Origin of the sequence: Micromonospora sp. NPDC049679 (assembly GCF_040659735.1) — a bacterium.
Classification (GTDB): Bacteria; Actinomycetota; Actinomycetes; order Mycobacteriales; family Micromonosporaceae; genus Micromonospora_I.
The window spans coordinates 105,575-128,482 of sequence record NZ_JBFANZ010000016.1 but is presented as its reverse complement, the minus strand read 5'-3'; the positions used below and the strand labels follow the sequence as shown (position 1 = coordinate 128,482).

The window sequence follows — 22,908 nt, the reverse complement described above, 5'->3', positions numbered from 1 at the left end:
GCGACCGGCCCGCCGATCGACTGTGGCGTGAGGGTGCGCACGTTGGTGCGCTCCAACACCCGTACCCGCGGGTCGCTCCGCAGCGACGCGGTCGCGGCGGCGGCGCCGCTCGGCCGCCACCTCGCCCGCAAGGTGTCACCGACATGAGCGAGCAGAGCGAGCGAACCGGCCGGCAGAGCGGGCTGCGCTTCGGGTACGGCACGAACGGCTTCGCCAACCATCGTCTGACGGATGCGCTGGCGGTCATCGCCGACCTCGGCTACCAGGGGGTGGCGCTCACCCTCGACCACGACCATCTCGACCCGTTCGCCCCCGAGCTGGCCCGGCGCGTCACGCGCGTCGCCGATCAGCTCCGTGACCTCGACCTCGCCGTCGTGATCGAGACCGGCGCCCGCTACCTGCTCGACCCGTGGCGCAAGCACGCCCCGACCCTGCTCCACGACGACCCCGCCCAGCGGCTGGAGTTCCTGCGCCGGGCCGTCACCATCGGCGCGGACCTGGGGGCCGAGGCGGTCTCGTTCTGGGCCGGCGTGCGCCCCGCCGAGGTGCCCGAGCCGACCGCGTGGGCGCGGCTGGTGACCGGCACCGCGACGATCGTCGCGGCCGCCGACGCCGCCGGCGTGCCGCTCGGGTTCGAGCCCGAGCCGGGGATGCTCGTGCAGACCATCGCCGACTGGCGGGCGCTGCGCGCCGCGCTCGGCTCGCCACCCGGCTTCGGGCTGACGCTCGACATCGGACATTGCCGCTGCCTGGAGCCGGCGTCCGTGCCGGAGTGCGTGACGGACGTGGCGGAGCACCTGGTCAATGTGCAGATCGACGATATGCGCCGGGGGGTGCACGAGCATCTGGAGTTCGGCACCGGCGAGATCGACTTTCCACCCGTGCTGCGGGCCCTCGCCGACGTGGGCTACCGCGGCCTGGTCGCCGTCGAGCTGCCCCGCCACTCGCACGCCGCGCCGACCGTCGCCGCCGAGTCGCTCGCGTTCCTCACCGAGGCGGAGCGGGTCGGGGCCGCGTCGGCGGTGGACGGGGCCGCGTCCGCGGCGGACGGGATGAGCACGGCGCGGCCCTCGCTCTGCCTCCCCGGAGGAAACACCGACCGTCCGGTCATCGGACCCAGGCCGTCGCCTAGGGGGAAGCAGAGCAAACGCTCTGTGGCGCCCCACACCGCAGAGGAGGAGTGATGGAACCGGACGATCTCCGTGCCGCGCTCGCCGACGTTCCCGCCGCACCCGACCAGGGATGGTTGCGGGAGGCGCTGGACCGGGTGGCGCGCGAACCGGACGACATCGGCGGGCTCTTCGCGACCGCCGCCCGCCGCTGCGGGCGGGCGCCGCTGCCGCAGGCCCCCGGCTGGACCGTCGACGAGGCGGCCCGGGCGCTGCTGCTGGCGGCGCTCCCGGCCGACCGGGTCGCCTACGCGACGGACACCCTCTACCGGTACGGCGACGCCGCCGAGAAGCGCGCTGTCCTCAAGGCCCTGCCGCTGCTGCCGATCGGGGCGGACGCGGTGCCGCTGCTGCACGACGCGATCCGCACCAACGACACCCGCCTGGTGGCCGCGGCGCTCGGCCCGTACGCCGGTCAGCTCGACCAGCCGATGTGGCGGCAGGCGGTGCTCAAGTGCGTCTTCATGGGCGTTCCCCTCGCCGTGGTGCACGACCTGGACCGGCGTGCCGACGCCGAGCTCGCCACGATGCTCGCCGGGCTGGCGGAGGAGCGGTACGCGGCCGGCCGCGAGGTCGCCGCCGACGCGGTCGCCCTGCTGGACCGCCTGACCGCGGCCTACGGAAAGAAGGCGTGATGCGCATCTTCGACCCGCACATCCACATGACCTCCCGGACCACCGACGACTACGAGGCGATGGCCGCGGCCGGCGTCCGGGCGATCGTGGAGCCCGCCTTCTGGCTCGGCCAGCCGCGCACCAACCCCGGCTCGTTCGCCGACTACTTCGACTCGCTGATCGGCTGGGAGCCCTACCGCGCCAGCCAGTTCGGTATCCGCCACCACGCCACCGTCGCGCTCAACCCGAAGGAGGCCAACGACCCGCGCTGCACAGCGGTGCTCGACCTGCTGCCGCGCTACCTGGCCAAGGACGGCGTGGTCGCGGTGGGGGAGATCGGCTACGACTCGATGACCCCGGCGGAGGACGAGGCGTTCGCCGCGCAGCTCGCCCTGGCGGTGGAGTACGAGCTGCCCGCGCTGGTGCACACCCCGCACCGGGACAAGGCGCGCGGCACCGAGCGGACGCTCGCCGTGGTCGCCGAGTCGGGCATCGCGCCGGGACGGGTCGTCGTCGATCACCTCAACGAGGTCACCATCGGCCTGGTCCGCGAGTCGGGGTGCTGGATGGGCTTCTCCATCTATCCGGACACCAAGATGTCCCCGCCCCGCATGGTGGAGATCCTGAAGGAGTACGGCCCGGAGCGGATCCTGGTCAACTCCGCCGCCGACTGGGGGCGTTCCGACCCGCTGCTCACCCGCGCGACCGGCGAGGCGATGCTCGCCGCCGGCTTCACCGACGACGACGTCGACCGGGTGCTGTGGCGCAACCCGGTGGAGTTCTACGGGCAGTCCGGGCGGCTCGACCTGTCGGACATCGGTGACGTCGACGCCACCTTCGAGGGCAGCTCGATCAAGCGGGGAGGCAGCTGATGCGGCTGCGGCACCCCGACCGGCAGACCATCCACCTCGGCTACTGCACCAACGTGCACCCGGCCGAGGACCTCGACGGGATCATCGCGCAGCTCGACACGTACGCGCTGCCGGTGCGGGAGCGGCTCGACAGCGACGTGCTCGGGCTCGGGCTCTGGCTCGCCGCACCGGTCGCCGCCGGGCTCGCCGCCGACGGGGCACAGCGGCGGCGGCTCCGCCGCGAGTTGGACGTGCGCGGGTTGGAGGTGGTCACCCTCAACGGCTTCCCGTACCGGTCGTTCCAGGCGCCGGTGGTCAAGCACGCCGTCTACCACCCCGACTGGAGCACCCCGGAGCGGCTCGACTACACCCTGGACCTGGCCCGCGTCCTGGCCGATCTGCTCCCCGACGATGCCGCCCGTGGGTCGATCTCCACGCTGCCGCTGGCCTGGCGCGACCCGTGGGACCCCGGTCGCGCCGACGCCTGCGCCCGGCGGCTCGACTCCCTCGCCATCGGCCTCGCCGACCTGGCCCGGCAGTCCGGCCGGGCCATCCGGGTCGGCTTCGAGCCGGAACCGGGCTGCGTCGTCGAGACCACCGCGGACGCCGTACGACTCCTCTCCGATATGGACACCGAGTGGCTCGGCATCTGCCTCGACCTGGCGCACCTCGCCTGCGCCTGGGAGCAGCCGGCCGCCGCCCTGGGCCGGCTCCGCGAGGCGGGCCTGCCGATCGTGAAGGTGCAGGTCTCCGCGGCCCTCGGCGCGGACTCACCGCGGTTCGACGCCGACGTGCTGCGCGGCTACGTCGAGCCGCGGTTCCTGCACCAGACCCGCAGCTGCGACGGCGGGGCCACCGACGACCTCGACGCGGCGCTCGACGCCGAGCTGCCCGGCCCGTGGCGGGTGCACTACCACGTGCCGCTGCACACCGCGCCGGCCACGCCGCTCACCTCGACCGTTCCGCTGCTGCGCGACGCGCTCCGCGAGCTGGTCGGCGGTCCGGCCGCCGCCTGCGACCACTTCGACGTCGAGACGTACACCTGGGGCGTCCTGCCGGTCGCGCACCGGCCGGAGACCCCCGAACAGCTCGCCGGCGGCATCGCCGCGGAGCTGGCGTTCGCCCGCGACGAACTGCTCGCGCTGGGCCTGTCCCTGCCGGTCCGGCCCGCACCGGGCGCGGCGCGGCCGACCTACACGGAGGTGACCTCATGAGACCGCTGCTCGTCCTCGACGTGGTCGGGCTGACACCCCGGCTGCTCGCGCACATGCCGCGCCTGTCGGCGGTGGCGCAAAGCGGTTTCCAGGCGCCGCTCGGCACGGTGCTGCCGGCGGTGACCTGTGCGGTGCAGTCGACGTTCCTCACCGGCGAGCCGCCGTCCGGACACGGGATCGTCGGCAACGGCTGGTACTTCCGCGATCTGGGCGAGATCTTCCTGTGGCGGCAGCACAACGCGCTGGTCGGTGGGGAGAAGCTGTGGGACGCGGCCCGCAGGGTCAAGCCGGACTACACGGTCGCCAACGTGTGCTGGTGGTACGCGATGGGCGCCGACGTCAACTGGACCGTGACCCCGCGCCCGATCTACCACGCCGACGGCCGCAAGGATCCCGACTGCTACACCTACCCGCCGCAGCTGCATGACGAGCTCACCGGCCGGCTCGGGACCTTCCCGCTCTTCAGCTACTGGGGCGCCGCCGCGGGCATCACCTCGTCGGCGTGGATCTGCCGCGCCACGGAGCAGATCATGACGGACCACTCGCCGGACCTGACCCTGGCGTACGTGCCGCATCTCGACTACGACCTGCAGCGCTACGGCGGCAGCGCGCCGCAGGGGGCGGCCGCCGCCGCCGAGCTGGACCGGGAGCTCGCCCCGCTGCTGGATGCGGCGGCGGCGCGCGGCGTGACCGTGGTGGCGCTCTCCGAGTACGGCATCACCGACGTGTCCCGCCCGATCGACATCAACCGGCTGCTCCGCGCCGAGGGGCTGCTCGAGGTCTACACGCAGGCCGGCATGGAGTATCTCGACCCGTGGACCTCGCGGGCCTTCGCGGTCGCCGACCATCAGGTGGCGCACGTCTACGTGAAGGATCCGGCCGACGTGCCGGCGGTCGCGAAGCTCTATGCGGCGCTGCCCGGTGTGGCCGAGGTGCTCGACGAGGCGGGGAAGGCCGCGCACGGGCTCGACCACGAGCGCGCCGGTGACCTGGTCCTGGTTGCCGAGGCGGACGCCTGGTTCACGTACTACTACTGGCTGGACGACGCGAAGGCGCCGGATTTCGCCCGACTCGTGGAGATCCACCGCAAGCCCGGCTACGACCCCGCCGAACTCTTCTTCGACCCGGCCGCGCCGGGCGCCGCCAAGGGCCGGGCCGCGCTCGCGCTGCTGCGTAAGAAGATCGGCATGCGCTATCTGATGAGCGTGGTCGGGCTGGACGCGGGGGCGAAGGCCGTCCGCGGGTCGCACGGGCGGCTGCCCACCGACCCGCTGGACGCGCCGGTCCTGCTCTGCTCGGATCCGTCGGCGGCCCGCGACGCGTTCGCCGCCACCGAGGTGAAGGGGTTCCTGCTCGCTCTGGCGGGCCTCGCCGGGAGACCGACCGCGAGCGGGGCGCCGTCCCCGGTCACCGGGGCGAGGTGAACGGCGATGACCGCCCAGATGGCCCGGGACATCGACACGGAGGGGCTGCGCGCGCGCTGTGACGCCGAACTGGTGGCCTTTCTGGACCGCCAGGATCCGGGCTGGCCGGACGGCGCGCCGCGCGGGGTCTTCGACACGCTGCGCCGCTTCGTGCTGGCCGGCGGCAAACGGCTCCGTCCGATGTTCTGCTACTGGGGCTGGCGTGGCGCCGGTCGCCCCGACAGTCCGGAGATCGTGGCGGCGGCGGCCGCGCTGGAGCTCTTCCACGCGTTCGCGCTCATCCACGACGACATCATGGACGGCAGCGACTGGCGCCGCGGTGAGGCGTCGGTGCACCGCCTCTTCGCCGACCTGCATACCCGCCTCTCCTGGCGAGGTGACCCCGGCGCGTACGGCCGCAGCGCCGCCCTGCTCTGCGGCGATCTCTGCGCCACCTGGGCGGACCAGATGTTCCACGAGTCCGGCATCCCGGCCGACCAGCTCCGGCAGGGGTACGCCGTCTACGCGCACATGCGCACCGAGGTGATCGCGGGGCAGTACCTCGACCTGGTCTCCGGCGTCGGGGACGGCTCGGTGGCCAGCGCGCTCACCGTGATCCGGATGAAGGCCGCGCGCTACACGGTGACCCGGCCGCTGCAGATCGGGGCCGGGCTGGCCGGGGCGGGGGAGGAGTTGCAGGCGGCGTACGCGGCGTTCGGCGATCCGCTCGGTGACGCCTTCCAGCTTCGCGACGACGTTCTCGGGGTCTTCGGCGATCCGGCGGTCACCGGCAAGTCGGTCCTGGACGATCTTCGTGAGGGGAAGCCGACGGTGATGATGGCACTCGCCCGGGCCCGTGCCGACCGCGGCCAGGCGGACCGGTTGCGGGCGCTGTTCGGCAATCCGGGCCTTGATGGCGACGGCGCGGAGGAGTTGCGCGCGATCATCGTGGCGACCGGTGCGCGCGACCGGATCGAGCACATGATCCGGGTCCGTGCCGAGAGCGCGCTCGCCGCGCTGGCCGACGCCCCGGTGACCCCCGAGGCGCGCGAGTCGCTGACCACGTTGGCCGGGTCGGCGGTGAACCGGCAGCGGTAGCCGGCCAGCCAGCGAACCCCGGCCGAACGTTCATCGAGTTCCGTCTTGTTGTGATCTACCGTCCTGGGCGCACAGGGTGACCGCCGCCATGTTGCGCGCCGGCCAACTCCCGCAGCGCCGTGTCCCAAGGAGGCTCAGTGGTTATCCGCGATGCGCGCGCCGCCGATGCGCACCAGACCGGTCAAGAGCCGCCAGCTTCCGATGTGGATGACCGGAGATCGGCCGATTCCCGGCTGATCCCGCGTCAGCGGCGCGGTGACGGGGGCGACTGGCGTCGGCTGCGGATCGCGATGGTCGGACAGAAGGGGATGCCGGCGACGTACGGCGGGATCGAGCGGCACGTGGAGGAGTTGGCCAGCCGGCTCGCCGGCTACGGCCACGAGGTCACCGTCTACTGCCGGCAGAGCTACGGCACGGCGCCGCTGGACGAATACCGCGGCGTACGGCTGCGCCAGGTGCGCACGGTGGCCAGCAAGCATCTCGACGCGATCGTGCACTCCGCCACCTCGACTCTCGCCGCGCTGCGCGAGCGCCCGGACATCGTGCACTACCACGGCCTGGGACCCGGTCTGGTGGCGCCGCTGCCGCGCTATCTGTCCCGCGCGAAGGTGGTGCTGACGGTGCACGGGCTGGACAACCAGCGGGCCAAGTGGGGACTCGCCGCGCGCACGGTGCTCAACACGGCGTACTGGCTGAGCGGGTACGTCCCCGACGAGCGGGTCGCGGTGTCGCGCGGCCTCGCCGCCCACTACGACGACCGCTTCGGCGGCGCCGCCCGCTACATTCCCAACGGGGTCGCGGCCGCGCGTCACGTCCCGGCCGCGCAGATCACCGGACGCTTCGGGCTGACCCCCGGCGGTTACCTGCTGCTGGTCGGCCGGCTCGTCCCGGAGAAGGCGGCGGACCTGCTGATCCGCGCGTTCCGCCGGGTGCCGACCGGGCTGCGGTTGGCGGTGGTCGGCGGGTCGTCCTTCACCGACGGGTACGTGGCCCGGCTCACCGCGGCGGCGCAGGACGATCCGCGGATCGTGTTCACCGACTTCGCGTACGGCGACCTCCTCGCGGAGCTCTACTCCCACGCGGCCGGCTTCGTACAGCCCTCCCGGCTGGAAGGGCTGCCGTTGACGCTGCTGGAGGCGGCCTCGTACGGCCTGCCGGTGGTCGCCAGCGACATCCCGCCGCACCTCGAGGTGGTGGGGGCGGACGGGCCCGGTCGACGGTTGTTCCGGGACGGGTCCGAAGACGATCTGGTGCGGGCGCTGGGTCAGCTCACCGCCGATCCGGAGGCTGAGCGTGTCGGGGCGCTGGCGCTGCGTGACCGGGTCTGTGATGAGTACACGTGGGACGGTGCGGCGCGCGAGTTGGAGCGGCTCTATCTGGAGTTGGCCGCGCCGTCGGCGACGCGCGCGGGCCGGAGAGCCGGGTGATGGCGGGGCCGACGATCGGCCCATACTGGCTTCCCCGGATCTCCGGTTACATTGTGGCGATCTTCTGTCCCGTGCGGACGGGTCGGTGCCGCGCCGCTGGGCGGCCGGTAGGAAGGCGGGGCCGCCCCGGTGGGGCGGCGAGAGTCGAGTGGGACCAGTGACACAGGACAACCGGCATGCGGCGGAGCCCGCCGGCGGCGCGGCGCCGTTCGGCCCGCTCGCCGTACGCCCGTCGGGTCGCGCGGGTGGCGTGCTCACGGTCCTCGCCGCCCTGGTGGCGGCCGGGGCCGCCCTGCTCGCCGGCCTGTCGATGGCGGCGGGCGACAAGATGGGTGTGGTGCTGCCGCTCGCCGCGGTCGGCGGCGTGATGGTGGCGGCGCTGGCGATGACCCGCTTCGCCGCGTACGTCATGGTGATGCTCGCGGTGCGTTCCTGCGTCGACCTGTTCAAGCTCAGTGGCCCGACCGCCGGCAGGGCCGACGCCAACGAGGCGACCCGCGCCGCCGATCCCTCGACCCTGCTCGCCGTGCTCTTCCTGCTCGCCGCCGGCCTCTGGCTCGCCGCGCAGCTGCGCCGGCACGGTCGTCTGCACGGCTCGCCGCTGGGCTGGGCGATGATGCTGGTCGGCGCGAGCGGCGTGGTCAGTGCGGTGGGCGCGGCCCGTCCGGCGACCAGCATGCTGGAAGCGCTGCGGATCCTCACCGTCGTGGTGATGTTCCTGGTGTTGGAGCAGCTCATGCCCGACACCCGGGCGATCCGCCGGATCCTGCTCGCCTGCTACGCCTCGCTGGTGCTGGCGCTCGGCTACACGGTGCTGATGTCGCTGCTCGGCGCGCCGCCGTCGGAGGTGAAGGGGAGCTTCACCCGGATCAGCGGACCGTTCAGCCAGTCCACCACGTTCGGCCGCTACCTGATGTTCATGGTGATCTTCGGATTCGGCGTGTACCGCTATCTGGAACGGCGGCTGCGCGTCGCGCTCGCCGGGCTGCTCGCGCTCTCGCTGGTCTTCCTGCTGCTGACGAACACCCGCAGCGCCATCCTGGGCGCGGCGATCGGCCTGGTCGTGGTCGCGGTGTTGCAGCGCAGCGCCCGGATGCTCGCCACGCTCTGCGTGGTGGCCGTCGCCGGGATGCTGCTGCTGCCGTCGGTGGCGGGTCGCTTCGCGCAGCTCGGCGAGGCGCGCGCGGTCGGGGGCGGTCCCACCGGCAACACGCTCGCCTGGCGGGTGGACTACTGGACGCAGATAGTGACGCTGGCCAACCGCAACCCGGTGACCGGCATCGGTCCCAACATGACGCAGCGCGAGACGGACGAGGCGAAGAAGCCGCACAACGACTTCCTGCGGGCGTACGTCGAGACCGGCGTGCTCGGCCTGCTGGCGTACCTCGCCATGATGCTGCTCAGCCTGCACACCGGCCGGCTGGCGTTGCGCCGCGCGCCCCCGGCCACCCTGGAGCGGGGCATCGCGGTCGGGTTCCTCGGCTGCGCGGTGGCGTTCATCGCGGTCAGCGCCGCCTCCAACGTGATCTCCAATGTGGTCACGCTCTGGTACCTCTTCGCCTTCGCGGCCGCGGCGAGCAGCATCGCCCGCGGACCGGCGGCCGACACCATGGCGTCGGGCACGGCGCGACAGCTCGTAACGGCTCATTGACGTAGGAACAGTGGGGAGCGCAAGCGTGGAGATCGTCGACTACCTGCGGGTCGCCCGGCGGCGATTCTGGGTGCTGGTGGGCGTGCCGGTCGTCGCGACCGGCGCCGCGGCGGCCGTGGTGCTGCTCGCGCCGCAGCAGTACACGGGCACCGCCTACGTGGCCGCGCCCGCGCTCGTCGGGGGCGCCGCCGCGCAGCAGTACACCGGCATCCAGGCGGCGAACCAGTTCGTCGCGGCGTTCGGCGCGGCGGCCACCTCGCCGAAGGTGGTCGAGCAGGTCTCGGCCGAGACCGGGGTCGCCGCCGGCGCGCTCCGCGACGGGTTGAAGGTCACCCAGGTCGGCGCGAGCAGTCAGATCGAGGTCCGGTACAGCAGCACGGAGCGCGACACGGTCACGCCGGTGCTGTCGGCCACCGCCCGGCACGCGCTGACGTTCCTCTTCGCCTCGCAGGTCGGGATCGCCAGCCAGGAGGTGAAGACGGCGAGCGGCGACGTGACCGCGGCGACCGAGGCGATCAGCGCCTGGGAGAAGGCGAACAAGGTCTCCCAGGCGGACAAGCTCTACCAGGCGACCCTCAACGAGCTGGCCAGCCTGCGGCAGCAGCAGCTCGCGATGCAGGCGGTCGGCAACACGCGGGGCGCCGCGGCCGCCGGCGCGGTGATCGTCGAGCTGCAGAAGCGGCTCGACACGATCGGCCCGAAGCTGCCGGAGTACCAGGCGCTGCTCGCCCAGCGGGACAGCGCGACGAGCGCCCTGGCGAAGGCGCGGGAGGGGATGCAGGCGGCCCGCGCGCAGAATCAGGCGGCGGACTCCACCCAGGTGACCAGCGTCAGCGCGGCCGCTCCGGTCTCCCGGGTGAGCACGCTGGTCAGCACGGCGGTTCCGGTCGGTGGTGCGGGGGTGCTGATCGCGGTGCTCCTCGTCGCGCTGCTGGAACTCGTCTCCCGCAACCGGGGCGGGACCGCCCGCTCCGCACAGACCGCCGACGCTGCTCCCGACGCCACGCCCGGCGCCGTTGTGCCCGCGCCGCGCACGCAGGCGCAGCAGAACGCCACGACCGCGGGCCGATGAGGTGACGGCGGAGACGGCCGAGCCGGCGACGTCGTCGGCCGACTCCGGCGACCGGCACGTACGGGGGATGGCCCGCGGCGGTGGGCTGAACCTGATCGGCGCCCTGCTCAGCCAGGCGGCGGTCTTCGTGATCATGCTGCTGCTGGCCCGGGTGCTCGGCATCACCGAGGTCGGTCGCTACGCCCAGTGCTACGCCGTGCTCGCCCTGCTCGGGCTCCTCTCCCTCGCCGGATTCCGGGCCGGGCTGACCCGCTTCGTCGCGGTGCAGCTCGCCGACGACGACCCGGCTGCCATCCGGGGCACCATCCGGCTCGGACTGGCCATCTCGGCGGGCTCGTCGGCACTGATCGGCGCCGCGCTCGCCGTCGCCGCGCCACGCCTCGCGGAGCTGCTGCACGACCCGCAGCTCACCACCGGCCTGCGGCTGATGGCGCTGACCCTGCCCGCCTCGACGGTCTGCGAGGCGGCGCTCGCGGCGACCCGGGGCTGGCGCACGCAGCGGCCGTTCACGCTGATCGGGCAGCTCTACGAGCCGGGGTGCCGGCTCGCCCTCACCGCGCTGGCGCTCGCCGGCGGTGCGGGGGTGACCGGCGCGTACTGGGCGCTTGTCGTCGCGGCCTGGTCCGCGGGGGCGCTCGCCCTCGCCGCGCTGTGGCGGCTGCTGCGCCGGGTCGCCCCGGCGACGCCGGTCTTCCGGCCCCGGCAGCTCTTCACCTTCTCCACCGTGAGCTGGGTGTCATCGCTCTCCTCGACCGGGCTGATCTGGGTCGACACGCTGCTGCTCGGCGTGTACGCCACCGACGACATCGGCGTCTACAACGTGGCCACCCGGTTGGTCACGGTCGCCATCTTCGTGCTGGCGCCGATCAACGCCGCGTTCGGGCCGTACCTCGCCTCGCTGCACCATCAGGGGCGGATGGACGACGTGCGGCGGATCTACCGCGCCGCGACCGGGTGGGTGGTCCGGCTGTCGCTGCCGGCCTTCGTGGTGCTGCTGGTCTTTCCCGAGCACCTGTTGCGGCTCTTCGGGGGTGGCTTCGCCGCCGGCGCGGCGGTGACGGTGATCCTCGCGGTCGGCCAGTTGGTGAACGCGGCGACCGGTCCGTGCGGCACGCTGCTCAACATGTCCGGCCGGGTGGTGGTCAACATGGCCGACAACCTGGCCGCGCTCGTGCTCAACGTGTTGCTCAACCTCTGGCTGATCCCCGCGTACGGCATCGTCGGCGCGGCCGTCGCGTGGGCGGTGTCGCTGGCGGCGGTCAACGTGGCGCGGGTCCTGCAGGTGCGTGCCCTGGTCCGGGCGGTGCCGGTCACCGTCGGCATGCTGAAGGGGCTGGTCGCCGGGGCGCTCGCCCTGGTGGCCGGCTTCGCCGTGCGGTGGCTGGCGTCGGGCTGGCTCGCCGAGATCGGCGCCGGGCTGGTGGCCGTTGTCGTGGTGTATCTCGGTGTGCTGCTCGCCCTCGGGCTGAGCCGGGAGGACGTGATGGTGCTGCGCACGCTGGTCCGGCGGCGCGGGCGCGACGCGGCCGCGGCGGTGGCCCCGTGACCGGCCGTCGGGTGGCGGTCGACCGGTTGCGCCGCACGGTGCGGGGCGCCCGCGCGTGGGGTCGCTGGCTGGCACCCGGGGCGCTGCCGGATTTCCTCGTCATCGGCGGTCAGCGCTGCGGCACCACGTCGCTGCACCATTACCTGGCGGACCATCCGCAGGTACGGGTGGCGAGCGGCAAGGAGCTCCAGTTCTTCAGCCTCCACTATGGACGCGGACAGCGCTGGTACCGGGGGCACTTCCCGTCGGCCGTGCCCGGGCGGCGCAGCTTCGAGGCGAGCCCCTACTACCTCTTCCACCCCGCCGTGCCGGCCCGCGTCGCGGCGACCCTGCCCGGGGGGCGGTTCATCGCGCTGCTGCGCGACCCGGTCGAGCGGGCCTACTCGCACTACCTGCACAGCCGCTCGTACGGCGCGGAGCCGCTCGCCTTTGCCGACGCGCTCGCCGCGGAGCCCGCGCGGCTCGCGGCGGCGCTGCGCCGCGGCCCGGAGACCCGGGCCGCGCACGCCGCGTTGCGCAACCACTCCTACCTCGCCCGCGGACGCTACGCCGAGCAGGTGGAGCGCTGGCTCACGCACGTGCCGCGCGAGCGGCTGCTCGTGCTGCGCAGCGAGGACCTCTACGCGGACCCCGCCGCCGTCTACGGCGAGATTCTGCGCTTCCTCGACCTGGAGCCGTTCACGCCGGCCGGGTTCGCCCGGCACACCCGGCGGGTGGACCAGGGGCCGTCGGCGCTGACCGGGGCGCTCCGTGCCGACCTGGCCGCGCACTTCGCCCCGCACAACGACCGCCTCGCCGAACTGCTCGGCTGGTCGCGGACCTGGCCGGCGGCGCTGCCCCGGACGTAACGTCTGGTTGTCCGGGCGCGTACTCTCCGGAGTCAATGCCTACTAACCCGATCTAGTATGTGTCGTCACTCACAGCGCCTTGGGAAATCACGCTGTGACGGCGCAGGGTTAGAGGCTTGCCGCATCGTCTGCCCCTCGGGATACCGCTGTGATCCAGATTCAGGGACTTCGCAAGACCTACCGTGCCCGGCGCCGCCAGGTGACCGCGGTCGACGGCGTCGACCTCACCGTCCGCGACGGTGAGGTGTTCGGTGTGCTCGGCCGCAGTGGCGCCGGCAAGAGCACCCTGCTGCGCTGCGTCAATCTGCTCGAGCGCCCCGATGCGGGCACGGTCACGGTCGACGGGGTGGAACTCGCCTCGTTGCGCCGGGGCCGGCTGCGCGAGGCACGGCAGGGGATCGGGATGATCCACCAGCACTTCGCCCTGCTCAGCTCCCGCACCGCCGCCGGAAATGTGGCCTTCCAGCTGGAAGTCATGGGGATGCCGCGTCGGGAGCGCGCCGCGCGGGTCGCGGAGCTACTCGAACTGGTCGGCCTCAGCGACCGGGCCGGGGCCTATCCGGCCCAGCTCTCCGGCGGGCAGAAGCAGCGGGTCGGCATCGCCCGGGCGCTCGCCGGGCGACCCAGGGTGCTCCTCTCCGACGAGGCCACCTCCGCGCTGGACCCGGAGACGACCGGCTCGATCCTCACCCTGCTGCGCGACCTCAGCCAGCGGCTCGGACTGACCATCCTCCTGATCACGCACGAGATGGAGGTGGTCAAGCGGATCTGTGACTCCGCGGCCATCATGCGTGAGGGACGGATCATCGAGTCCGGGCCGGTCACCGACCTGGTCCGCCGACCCGGCTCCGAACTGGCCCGCGAGCTCTTCCGGCTCGGCCCGGTGCCGGAGCTGTCGGACGCCACGGTGGTCGACGTCACCGTCGCCGGCGACGACGCGGACCACTCGTTCATCTCCGCGCTCGCCCGTGACCACGACCTCGACGTCCGCATCCTCGCCGGCTCGATCGAGGAGTTGGCCGGCGGCCCGGTCGGCCGGCTGCGCCTCGCGCTGCGCGGCCCCCGCGCCGCCGACGAGGCGCCGCTGCGCCAGCTTCGCGAGCTCGGCCTGATCGTGGAGGTTCCCCGATGACCTGGACCGAGATCGCGCCCCTGCTCTGGGACGGCGCGCGCGAAACGCTCTACATGCTCGCCGTCTCCACCGCGCTCACCGCCGTCGGCGGGCTGCTCGTCGGCGTGCTGCTGATCCTCACCGACCGGGACGGCCTGCTCGCCGCGTGGCCGGTGCACGCCGTGCTCGGCCTGATCGTCAACGTCGGCCGGTCGCTGCCGTTCATCATCCTGCTGGTGGCGATCATCCCGGTCACCCGGGCGCTCGTCGGGACCACCATCGGCACCGACGCGGCGATCGTGCCGCTCACCGTCGCCGCCATTCCGTTCTTCGCCCGCGTTGTCGAGACCGCGATCCGCGAGGTCGACCGGGACGTGGTGGCGGCGGCGACGGCGATGGGGGCGTCCCGTTGGGAGATCGTCGTCAAGGTCCTGCTCCGGGAGGCCCGTCCCGGCCTGGTGGCCGGGCTGACCATCACCGTCGTGGCGCTGGTCGGCTATTCGGCGATGGCCGGCGTGGTTGGCGGCGGCGGCCTCGGCGACCTGGCCATCCGGTACGGCTACCAGCGCTTCGAGAACGAGGTCATGATCGCGACCGTCGTCGCCCTCGTGGTCTTCGTGCAGCTCGTCCAGATGCTGGGGGACCTCGTCGCCCGGCGCCTGTCCCACAAATAAGCCTCGTTCCACCGCTACGCGGTACCAACAAACTCAGCACCAACGAAAGGGAAACACTCGTGCGTCGCACCTTTACCGCCACCCTCGCCGCGGCCGCCCTCGTCGTCGGACTCGCCGCCTGCGGGTCGGACACCGGCGCGGCCAGCTCGTCGCCCGACGCGCCGCTCAAGATCGGCGTCAGCCCGGTGCCCCACGGCGAGATCCTCAAGTACGTCAAGGACAACCTCGCCGCGGCCGAGGGCCTGAAGCTCGAGATCACCGAGTTCAACGACTACGTGCAGCCCAACGTCGCCCTGCAGGACAAGCAGCTGGACGCCAACTACTTCCAGCACAAGCCGTACCTGGACGAGGAGATCGGCTCGAAGGGCTACAAGTTCACCGCCCTCAAGCCCGTGCACATCGAGCCGCTCGGCGTCTACTCCAAGACGATCAAGAACATCGCCGACGTCCCCGACGGCGCGGTCGTGGCGATCCCCAACGACCCGTCCAACTCGGGTCGCGCGCTCAACCTGCTCGCCAGCAAGGGTCTGATCACCCTGAAGGACGGCGCCGGGGTCAACGCGACGCAGCGGGACATCGCGCAGAACCCGAAGAACCTGAAGATCAAGGAGCTGGAGGCGGCCCAGCTGCCGCGCAGCCTCGACGACGCCGCCCTCTCGGTGGTCAACGGCAACTACGCCATCCAGACCGGGTTCACCCCGTCCAAGGACGCGCTCGCGCTGGAGACCGGGGAGGGCAACCCGTACGCCAACCTGGTCGTGGTCCGTACCGGCACCGAGAACGACCCGCGCGTGGTCAAGCTGGAGAAGCTGCTCCACTCGGCCCAGGTGAAGGCGTTCATCGACGACAAGTACAAGGGCTCCGTGCTCGCCGCGTACTGATCCACGCGTTCCGTGCCGGCCCGGCTCACCGGGCCGGCACGAGCCCGCCCGGCGATCCGGGCGGGCTCTGCCGTTCACCGCGGCGGCTGATAGTCGCCGGTGAGTCGCCCCAGCTTCAGCGCCAGGTGCAGACAGAGCCGCTCGTTGCCGTCCTTGAGGTCCGTCTCGGCGAGCTGCTCCAGCCGCTGCAGCCGGTAGTAGAGCGTGGTGCGGTGCAGTCGCAGACGTTCCGCGGTCGCGTGCGCGTTGCCGGCCAGATCGAGGTAGGCCTCCAGGGTCTCCAGCAGCACCCGGTTGGCCTCGTCGCGCAGCAGCCGCGCCAACCCCGGATGCACCCCCGCCACGTCCAGGTGCTCCCCCTCGAGCCGGGACAGCACCCGGTAGACGCCGAGGCGGGACCAGGAGACGACCCGACCCAGTGCGGGCAGCTGGACGGCGACCCGGGCCGACTGCACCGCCTCGTCGTACGAGCGCACCCCCTCGGCCAGTCGCGGCCGCGTCTGTCCGATCCCCACGACCGTCCGGGTGACCGAGTCGAGCCCGCGGGTGGCGTGGCACAGCGCGGCGTCGAGATGCGTGGCGACCGCCTCGGGGCCCGGTCGCCCGGCTCCCCGGGGTGCGCAGAGCAGCAGCGTGCCGTGGTCGTGGCGGACCAGATGCAGGGCGGCGCGCGGGCCGATCCAGCGCCGGGTGTGCACGAGCGCCTGCTCCAGCGCGATCCGGGCGACGTCGTCGGGGGCCCCGCCCGGCGCTGTGACGAGCTGCGCGACCAGCGCGGTGGTCGGTCCGTCGCCGGCGACGACACCCTCCTCGAGCAGTGCGCGCACCGCGTGTGACCGGGTGGCCGGACCCTCGACGAGCAGGGTGCGGGCCGCCTCGGACTCGCGTTGCGAGGCGAGCTCGCCGAGCAGGGTCTCCCGGTAGAGCGCCAGCGCCAGATCCGAGGTGGCGTCGGTCGCCGTCGTGATGTCGTCGTCGGTCATCGTGCCGCCGGCGTCGATGAACCAGACGAAGCCGAGCAGCAGGTCGTCGTGGCGGACCGGCAGGCAGACCCGGGGGAGCAGCCCGAGTTCGGCGCAGCCGGGGGTCCGTACGGGGGTGCGGGCCGCCATGATGCCGGCGCGGCGGAACCAGGCCACCACCTCCGGGCTGGTCTGGCGGCTCAGGATGGACGCGCGTCGCACCGTGTCCATCGGCTCGGTGTGCCCGCTGTAGACCACGACGCGCTGGCGCCGGTCCTCGATCAACGCCGGTCGGCCGACCCGTGCCGCGACGGCGTCGACGATGTGCTGCAGCTCGCCCTGCATCGCGTCCTTTCCCGGAAGGACTCGGTCGTGTGTCAGCCCTTACCCTCTGCCGATCCGGTGCCGCAGCGCAAGATCCCATTCGACAGAAGTTCAGCCGACGCCCCGCGGGATTCGGCATCTGTCCAAAGAAGACCCGGTTCCGGTCCCCGGTCACGTCCCGTCGTCGGCCCGGACGCCGCTCCTTCAGGTGTCGCAAGCGTCCGCCGAACCTGCCGACATCTGCACGGTGACCACACGCCGGCCGGCCCATAGATTCGCCCCCACGGCGCGCCCACCCGTGACCGGCGACGCGGTCGCGCCGCATTACCCCCAACGAGAGGTGACCCGATGCACCTTGTCATCGCCAGGCGGTCGCGTGTGCGGCGGTCGATGTTGACGGCCGCGGTCGCCGCCGCGGTGGTCGTCTCCGGCGCGACGGCGCCCGCGTACGCCGCACCGGGCAACCCGGCCGGCGGGACCGCCCCCTTCCAGGTGCTCGATCCGCAGAACTGGCAGAACCCCGACGCCATGACGTGGAACGACTACAAGGCCGTGCCGAACAGGAACTGGGCCGACCCCGCCGTCGCCGGCTCGGTTCGCAACTTCAGGATCGCGCTGGTCACCCTCGACTACGCCGACCAGCCCTTCGTCATCACCCAGCGGGCCCGCTCGACGGTCTTCGGCAACCCGCAGGCCACCGCCGCCAACGTTCCGCGCGACCAGGTCGCCACGTTCTACAAGGACTTCCTGAACACGCCGAACACCCTGAACAAGGGGCACACCCTGCACGAGTACTGGATGCAGGACTCCAACGGCCGGTACGGCGTCGACCTCACCGGCTTCGGGCCGTACACCATGCCCGCCAAGTCCTATCAGTACGGCATCGACAACGGCTTCAACCCGGGCGCCTGCCCGACCGGCGAGGCCTGCGCGAAGAACATCCGCACCGACGGGCTCGGCGCCTGGCGCGCGGCCGTCGGTGACGAGGTCGCCAACCAGTACGAGCTGGTCTTCATTCTCTCCGCCGGCCAGGACGAGTCGTCGACCTGGCAGGAGTTCGGGCAGATGATGTTCCAGAACAAGGAGGACGTGCCGGACGCCTGGGGGCCGCCCGACCCCGCCCTGCCGAACTGGGCGAAGACCCGGTACGTCGAGTGGACGTCGTGGAAGGCGGCGGCCACCATCTGGCCGAACGCCGGCGGGGGCTCATCGACCCAGGCGGAGAGCTCCGGCATGGGCGTCTACGCCCACGAGCTGAGCCATCTGCTGACCATCGGCGACAACTACAACAACCCGTACGGGACGCCACTGCGTCGGGCGTACACCGGCATCTGGAGCATGATGTCGCGTGGGTCGTTCAATGGTCCGGGCGGCCCGCACACCCGGTGGCAGATCCCGCCGGTCAACGGTGGCTCGATGGGCTCGTTGCACACGCTGCGCGACAAGATGAAGATCGGGCTGATCGGTGAGGAGCACGTGCTGCGTCTGTCGCGGGAGGCGCTCGCCTCGTCCGGGATGGTGGTCGCCGAGGTGACCGCGCGTGCCGTGGACGCCGGGCGGGGCGGCCTGACCGGGGTCAACATCGCGCTCAACAAGGACCTCTCCCCGGCCTGTGACACCAGCGCCGAGCCGCTCTGCGACGGCGGCAACTTCAACAACTACACGGTCGAGGTGGTCGACCGGATGGGCGCGGACTCGTTCACCCCGGATGCCGGCGTGCTGGTCAGCAAGACCAAGAACGTCGACAGCGCGCCGTTCCAGTGGGTGGTCGACGCCAACCCGCAGGACATCGACATGATCGACTTCTATCGCCCGGACGGCACGCCGCAGAAGATCACGATGGGCGACTACCGGCAGTTGTCGGACGCGCTCTTCCACGCGGGGGCGCGTTCGGGCAGCCAGTACGAATACGTCGACCAGGCCAACCGCCTGCACTTCTACATCATCGACCTGAAGCGTGACGGCGACGGCGTCCTGTCGTACACCGTCGCGGTCCGGTCGCTGGACGGCGCCGGCGGCCCCAGCACGCACGGCGTCGCGCTCTCCAAGGGCGAGGTGACCGGCGGCGGCAAGCCGACCAACCGCGGGGTCTCGTGCTCCTTCGACCTGGCCAACACCGGCACCTACTCGGCCGGCGGCCAGGCCCACCCGGAGAACGTCAGCGCCTACCTCAGGTCCGACGTCTACCGGCTCTCCGCCGAGGTCGCCGGCAAGGGCTGGAGCGTCGCCGTGCCGAACGAGTTGGCGACGGCGAAGTTCGGGCGCTCCGTCCCGGTCAAGGTCTCCGTCGCGGCGACCGCCGCCGCGGCGCCGACCGGCTTCGTCAAGCTCACCGCGACCTCGGAGAGCGACCCGACGAAGACCGTCACCAAGCAGTGCCGGGTCGAGAAGTGAGCTGACCGGCCGAACTGCCCGGTGCCTCCGGCGGATACGCCGAATCCGCCGGAGGCCCCGGGTTCACCTGTGGGAGGACCGATGCCCCGACACGATGCCCCGTCCGCGGGGATCACCGCGCTGCTGATCGCGGCCGGCCTGAGCACCGCTCTGGTCGTCACCGGCTGCGGCGCTGCCGCCCCGGCGGCGTCGCCGATGACGGTCCGGCTCCTCGTCCGGGACATCAACCTCCGGCCGGCGGGCGTCGAGTGCGCGGGAACGGGTCCCTACGTCCACGTGCACCGCTCCGCCTCGTACCAGCTCGTGGACGGCGAGGGTGCGGTGCTGCACCGGGGTCAGCTCCCCGCCGGCACGGCGGTGCCGGCGTTCGAGGAGGACCTGGAGGTGGAGCGGATCCCGACGTACTGCGCCTTCGCCATCCCCGTCGAGGTCCCGGAGCGCGGCAGCTACCGGCTCGTCATCGACGACCGGCCGCCGATCGAGCTGACCGCCGACCGGCGGAACGTCGAAGGCCCAGCCCTCGTGGCGGTGGTCCCGTGAGACGGCGTGCGCTCGCGTTGTTGCTGGTCGCGGCTTTCGCGCTCGGTGGCTGCACCTCCGGCGGGGACGAGCGGCGTGCGGCGGACCCACCCGCGGGCGGCACTGCGACCCTGCCGGGTCCGGTCCCCGCCGACCTCGCGCTCCGGCAGCCGCCCGCCTCGGCCCCGGCCGCACCGACGTTCACCGCGACGCTCACCGACGGCACGCGGGTGGACGTCGCGACGCTCTGGGCCGACCGGCCGGTCGTCCTCACCTTCGTCGCCTCCTGGTGCACGATCTGCGCCGACCGCGAGCAGGCGCTGAGCGCCCTGGCCCGGAGCCATCAGGATCGGGTGGTCTTCGTGGGCGTCGCCGGCGACGAGGAGCCGGCCGCGCTGGACCGCTACCTGCGCGAGCACGGCGTGGAACACCCGGTCGCGATCGACGGATCGATGACGGTCTGGCGCGCGTACGCGATGCGGGAGCCGCCCGGCGTGGTGCTGATCAGCAAGGGTGGGCGGCTGCTGCGCGGCTGGCCCGGCGGCGTCGACGCGCCCACCCTCGACACCCAGCTGCGCGCCCTCGCGCTGGCCTCCTGACGCGCGTCCCGCACGATCCATACGACATCGGGGAAATGGTCGCTTCGCGCGGCGCGGAGACCACTCTTTCCCCCGACGTTGTGCGGCCACGCCCGCCCGAGGGGCGGTCAGGTGGAGGGTTGTTTGATCCAGTCGAAGGTGCGCTCCACCGCGCGCCGCCAGTTGTCGTACTCCGTGGCGCGGGTCGCCGGGTCCATGTCCGGCAGCCACTGCGCCGCCCGGTGCCAGTTCTGCCGCAAACCCCGCAGGTCCGGCCAGTAGCCGACGGCCAACCCCGCCGCGTACGCCGCGCCGAGCGACACGGTCTCGGCGACCATCGGGCGGACCACCGGCACGTCGAGCACGTCGGCGATGAACTGCATCAGCAGGTTGTCGGAGGTCATCCCACCGTCCACATTGAGCGTCCGGAGGGTCAGCCCGGAGTCCGCGTTCATCGCGTCGACCACCTCGCGCGTCTGCCAGCCGGTCGCCTCCAGCACGGCGCGGGCCAGGTGCCCCTTGGTGATGTACGAGGTGAGGCCGACGATCACGCCGCGGGCCTCGCTGCGCCAGTGCGGGGCGAAGAGCCCGGAGAACGCCGGCACGATGTAGCAGCCGCCGTTGTCGTCGACGGAGCGGGCCAGGGTCTCGATCTCCGGCGCCGTGCTGATCAGACCGAGCTGGTCGCGGAACCACTGCACCAGCGAGCCGGTGATCGCGATGGAGCCTTCGAGGGCGTAGACCGCCGGTTGGTCCTCGATGCGGTACGCGACGGTGCTGAGCAGGCCGTGCGCGGAGCGGACCGGGGCCGCCCCGGTGTTGAGCAGCAGGAAGCTGCCGGTGCCGTAGGTGCATTTCGCTTCGCCCGGGGTGAAGCAGGTCTGCCCGAAGAGTGCGGCCTGCTGGTCGCCGAGCGCGGCGGCGAGACGGACGCCCGGCAGCACCGCGCGGATGGTGCCGTAGACCTCGGCGGAGGAGCGGATCTCGGGGAGCATGGCGGGCGGGATGCCGAAGAACGCCAGCGACTCGGGGGACCAGGCGAGCGTGTTGAGGTCCATCAACATGGTCCGGCTGGCGTTGGTCACGTCGGTGATGTGCAGCCCGCCGGTGAGGTTCCAGATCAGCCAGCTCTCCATGGTGCCGAAGAGGACCTCACCGCGTTCGGCCCGCGCGGCCAGCCCGGGCGTGTGGTCGAGCAGCCAGCGCAGCTTGGGGCCGGTGAAGTACGTGGCGAGCGGCAGCCCGCAACGGCGCTGGACGTCCTCGGCGCCGGGGGAGTGGGCCAGTTGCTCGACGAGTGTGTCGGTGCGGGTGTCCTGCCAGACGATCGCGCGGCCGACGGGCCGTCCGGTCCGCCGGTCCCAGACGAGGGTGGTTTCGCGTTGGTTGGCGATGCCGACGGCCGCCACCTGCCCGGCGTCGATGCCGGCCTGGGCCAGCGCCCGGGGCACGACCCGTTCGACGTTGCGCCAGATCTCGGTGGCGTCGTGTTCGACCCAGCCGGGGCGGGGGAAGTGCTGCTGGTGCTCGCGTTGGGCGACGGAGACGAGTTGCCCCCGACGGTCGAAGACGATGCACCGGGTCGAGGTGGTGCCCTGGTCGATCGCGACCACATAGCGGTCAACCATGGGATGTGCTCCTCGGGAACGGCGGGCGGATCGGGGTGTTCACCATCGTGCGGCGCCGAGGTCGCGGGAGACGGCGCGGGCGGCGTCGCGCACGTGCGCCACGAGCCCCGGGTCGGGCCTGCGGTTGGAGTCGCAGAGGCGTTCCACCGGGCCGGTGATGCCGATGGCGCCGACGACGAGGCCGCCGTACCCCCGGATCGGTGCGGCGAGGCCCGCCTCGCCGACGGTCATCTCCTCGATCTCCGCGCCCCAGCCGGCCTCCCGGATCGCGGCGAACGCGCGACCGAGCGCCCGCGGGGTGACCAGCGTGCGCCGGGTGTACGGCGCCAGGTCACCGGCAAGGATGGCCGCCGAGTGCCCCGCGTCGTACGCGAGGAGCACCTTGCCCAGCGCGGTGGCGTGCGGCGGCAGCAGCGCGCCCACGTCGAGCGTCTGGAGGGTGTCGTCGGGGCGGAAGACGTGGTGGACGACGAGGACCTTCCCCTCCAGCAGGGTGCCGATGCGCACGGCTTCACCGGTGCGGGAGGCGAGCGGGTCGGCCCAGTTGATGGAGCGTGAGCGCAGGTCGTTGACATCGAGGTAGCTGGTGCCCAGATGCAGCAACGCGGCGCCGAGCTGGTATTTGCCGGAGGTCTCGTCCTGCTCCACGAAGCCGACGTCCTGCAGGGTGCGCACGATGCCGTGGGCGGTCCCCTTGGCCAGGTCGAGGGAGCGCGCGATCTCGCCGACGCCGAGCCGGCCGGAGCTGCTGGCCAGTAGGCGGAGGATGGCGGCGGCGCGGGCGATGGACTGGACCTGGCCAGGCACGCGCGCATGCTAACCCGGTTCGGGGTGCGGCAACAGTGTTCGACATTGTCGACCGGGGTTCGTTGACTGTCGATTTCACGTTTCCTACGGTTCACCCACCTGCGACGTCCGTCACGCGGTCGTCACGTTCCGAGAGG

General features: G+C 72.5%; 20 protein-coding genes and 1 pseudogene. 17 read left to right on the top strand and 4 right to left on the bottom strand.

What is annotated here, in order from left to right; translation table 11 throughout:
- A pseudogene (locus AB0J06_RS13330) lies at positions 1-83 on the bottom strand (16S/23S rRNA (cytidine-2'-O)-methyltransferase); the annotation flags it as partial.
- 60 nt (positions 84-143) lie between these two features.
- On the opposite strand from AB0J06_RS13330, the gene AB0J06_RS13325 reads away from it, so the two are divergent.
- From AB0J06_RS13325 to AB0J06_RS13260, 14 genes are all read left to right on the top strand, one after another.
- Positions 144-1,184 carry a sugar phosphate isomerase/epimerase family protein gene (locus AB0J06_RS13325; protein WP_357428000.1) on the top strand — a complete coding sequence of 347 codons (1,041 nt, stop codon included), beginning with the start codon at positions 144-146 and terminating at the stop codon, positions 1,182-1,184.
- Positions 1,184-1,804 (top strand): EboA domain-containing protein, encoded by a 621-nt coding sequence (locus tag AB0J06_RS13320; protein WP_357427998.1) that lies wholly within the window; start codon positions 1,184-1,186, stop codon positions 1,802-1,804. Before AB0J06_RS13325 ends, AB0J06_RS13320 begins: the two co-directional genes overlap by 1 nt.
- A complete protein-coding gene (locus tag AB0J06_RS13315; RefSeq protein ID WP_357427996.1) occupies positions 1,804-2,655 on the top strand; it encodes a TatD family hydrolase in 852 nt (283 codons plus the stop codon). The genes AB0J06_RS13320 and AB0J06_RS13315 overlap by 1 nt, the downstream gene beginning before the upstream one ends.
- Complete coding sequence (gene eboE, locus AB0J06_RS13310; RefSeq protein WP_357427993.1) at positions 2,655-3,848, top strand: metabolite traffic protein EboE; 1,194 nt, start codon at positions 2,655-2,657, stop codon at positions 3,846-3,848. Before AB0J06_RS13315 ends, eboE begins: the two co-directional genes overlap by 1 nt.
- A complete protein-coding gene (locus tag AB0J06_RS13305) occupies positions 3,845-5,272 on the top strand; it encodes a nucleotide pyrophosphatase/phosphodiesterase family protein (protein ID WP_357427991.1) in 1,428 nt (475 codons plus the stop codon). The genes eboE and AB0J06_RS13305 overlap by 4 nt, the downstream gene beginning before the upstream one ends.
- A gap of 6 nt (positions 5,273-5,278) precedes the next feature.
- On the top strand, positions 5,279-6,349 hold the full coding sequence (locus AB0J06_RS13300; protein WP_357427989.1) for a polyprenyl synthetase family protein: 1,071 nt from the start codon (positions 5,279-5,281) through the stop codon (positions 6,347-6,349).
- A 137-nt stretch (positions 6,350-6,486) separates the two neighbouring features.
- Positions 6,487-7,776, top strand: coding sequence for a glycosyltransferase family 4 protein (locus AB0J06_RS13295; RefSeq protein WP_357427987.1), 1,290 nt, complete (start codon positions 6,487-6,489; stop codon positions 7,774-7,776).
- Between the two features lie 157 nt (positions 7,777-7,933).
- The gene (locus tag AB0J06_RS13290) at positions 7,934-9,427 is read left to right on the top strand and encodes an O-antigen ligase family protein (protein WP_357427985.1); all 1,494 of its coding nucleotides are present in this window, start codon (positions 7,934-7,936) and stop codon (positions 9,425-9,427) included.
- A gap of 25 nt (positions 9,428-9,452) precedes the next feature.
- The gene (locus AB0J06_RS13285) at positions 9,453-10,499 is read left to right on the top strand and encodes a Wzz/FepE/Etk N-terminal domain-containing protein (protein ID WP_357427983.1); all 1,047 of its coding nucleotides are present in this window, start codon (positions 9,453-9,455) and stop codon (positions 10,497-10,499) included.
- Position 10,500: 1 nt separating this feature from the next.
- Entirely contained in the window at positions 10,501-12,045 is a 1,545-nt protein-coding gene (locus AB0J06_RS13280) for an oligosaccharide flippase family protein (RefSeq protein WP_357427981.1), read from the top strand.
- On the top strand, positions 12,042-12,893 hold the full coding sequence (locus AB0J06_RS13275) for a sulfotransferase (protein WP_357427979.1): 852 nt from the start codon (positions 12,042-12,044) through the stop codon (positions 12,891-12,893). Before AB0J06_RS13280 ends, AB0J06_RS13275 begins: the two co-directional genes overlap by 4 nt.
- Before the next feature lie 148 nt (positions 12,894-13,041).
- Positions 13,042-14,025, top strand: a complete 984-nt coding sequence (locus tag AB0J06_RS13270; RefSeq protein ID WP_357427977.1) for an ATP-binding cassette domain-containing protein — start codon at positions 13,042-13,044, stop codon at positions 14,023-14,025.
- The gene (locus AB0J06_RS13265) at positions 14,022-14,678 is read left to right on the top strand and encodes a methionine ABC transporter permease (protein WP_357427975.1); all 657 of its coding nucleotides are present in this window, start codon (positions 14,022-14,024) and stop codon (positions 14,676-14,678) included. The genes AB0J06_RS13270 and AB0J06_RS13265 overlap by 4 nt, the downstream gene beginning before the upstream one ends.
- 59 nt (positions 14,679-14,737) lie before the next feature.
- On the top strand, positions 14,738-15,559 hold the full coding sequence (locus AB0J06_RS13260; protein ID WP_357427973.1) for a MetQ/NlpA family ABC transporter substrate-binding protein: 822 nt from the start codon (positions 14,738-14,740) through the stop codon (positions 15,557-15,559).
- Between the two features lie 74 nt (positions 15,560-15,633).
- Here the strand turns inward: AB0J06_RS13260 and AB0J06_RS13255 are convergent, their stop codons facing one another.
- Positions 15,634-16,866, bottom strand: coding sequence for a helix-turn-helix domain-containing protein (locus AB0J06_RS13255; RefSeq protein WP_357427971.1), 1,233 nt, complete (start codon positions 16,864-16,866; stop codon positions 15,634-15,636).
- 327 nt (positions 16,867-17,193) lie between these two features.
- Between AB0J06_RS13255 and AB0J06_RS13250 the strand changes: the two genes are divergently transcribed.
- From AB0J06_RS13250 to AB0J06_RS13240, 3 genes are all read left to right on the top strand, one after another.
- A complete protein-coding gene (locus AB0J06_RS13250; protein WP_357427969.1) occupies positions 17,194-19,239 on the top strand; it encodes a M6 family metalloprotease domain-containing protein in 2,046 nt (681 codons plus the stop codon).
- 81 nt (positions 19,240-19,320) lie between these two features.
- Positions 19,321-19,779 carry a hypothetical protein gene (locus AB0J06_RS13245; protein ID WP_357427967.1) on the top strand — a complete coding sequence of 153 codons (459 nt, stop codon included), beginning with the start codon at positions 19,321-19,323 and terminating at the stop codon, positions 19,777-19,779.
- The gene (locus AB0J06_RS13240; RefSeq protein ID WP_357427965.1) at positions 19,776-20,357 is read left to right on the top strand and encodes a TlpA disulfide reductase family protein; all 582 of its coding nucleotides are present in this window, start codon (positions 19,776-19,778) and stop codon (positions 20,355-20,357) included. The genes AB0J06_RS13245 and AB0J06_RS13240 overlap by 4 nt, the downstream gene beginning before the upstream one ends.
- 107 nt (positions 20,358-20,464) lie before the next feature.
- On the opposite strand, the gene glpK is transcribed toward AB0J06_RS13240, so the two are convergent.
- Positions 20,465-21,964, bottom strand: coding sequence for a glycerol kinase GlpK (glpK, locus tag AB0J06_RS13235; protein WP_357427963.1), 1,500 nt, complete (start codon positions 21,962-21,964; stop codon positions 20,465-20,467).
- Positions 21,965-22,003: 39 nt separating this feature from the next.
- On the bottom strand, positions 22,004-22,771 hold the full coding sequence (locus AB0J06_RS13230; RefSeq protein WP_357427961.1) for an IclR family transcriptional regulator: 768 nt from the start codon (positions 22,769-22,771) through the stop codon (positions 22,004-22,006).
- Positions 22,772-22,908: the final 137 nt, after the last annotated feature.

Bases quoted from the DNA above. Each gene is read 5' to 3' on its own strand.
- AB0J06_RS13245 (WP_357427967.1), top strand. From the start codon at position 19,321: ATGCCCCGACACGATGCCCCGTCCGCGGGGATCACCGCGCTGCTGATC.
- AB0J06_RS13325 (WP_357428000.1), top strand. From the start codon at position 144: ATGAGCGAGCAGAGCGAGCGAACCGGCCGGCAGAGCGGGCTGCGCTTC.
- AB0J06_RS13315 (WP_357427996.1), top strand. From the start codon at position 1,804: ATGCGCATCTTCGACCCGCACATCCACATGACCTCCCGGACCACCGAC.
- AB0J06_RS13305 (WP_357427991.1), top strand. From the start codon at position 3,845: ATGAGACCGCTGCTCGTCCTCGACGTGGTCGGGCTGACACCCCGGCTG.
- AB0J06_RS13250 (WP_357427969.1), top strand. From the start codon at position 17,194: ATGCACCTTGTCATCGCCAGGCGGTCGCGTGTGCGGCGGTCGATGTTG.
- AB0J06_RS13300 (WP_357427989.1), top strand. From the start codon at position 5,279: ATGACCGCCCAGATGGCCCGGGACATCGACACGGAGGGGCTGCGCGCG.
- AB0J06_RS13320 (WP_357427998.1), top strand. From the start codon at position 1,184: ATGGAACCGGACGATCTCCGTGCCGCGCTCGCCGACGTTCCCGCCGCA.
- eboE (WP_357427993.1), top strand. From the start codon at position 2,655: ATGCGGCTGCGGCACCCCGACCGGCAGACCATCCACCTCGGCTACTGC.
- AB0J06_RS13255 (WP_357427971.1), bottom strand. From the start codon at position 16,866: ATGCAGGGCGAGCTGCAGCACATCGTCGACGCCGTCGCGGCACGGGTC.
- AB0J06_RS13265 (WP_357427975.1), top strand. From the start codon at position 14,022: ATGACCTGGACCGAGATCGCGCCCCTGCTCTGGGACGGCGCGCGCGAA.
- glpK (WP_357427963.1), bottom strand. From the start codon at position 21,964: ATGGTTGACCGCTATGTGGTCGCGATCGACCAGGGCACCACCTCGACC.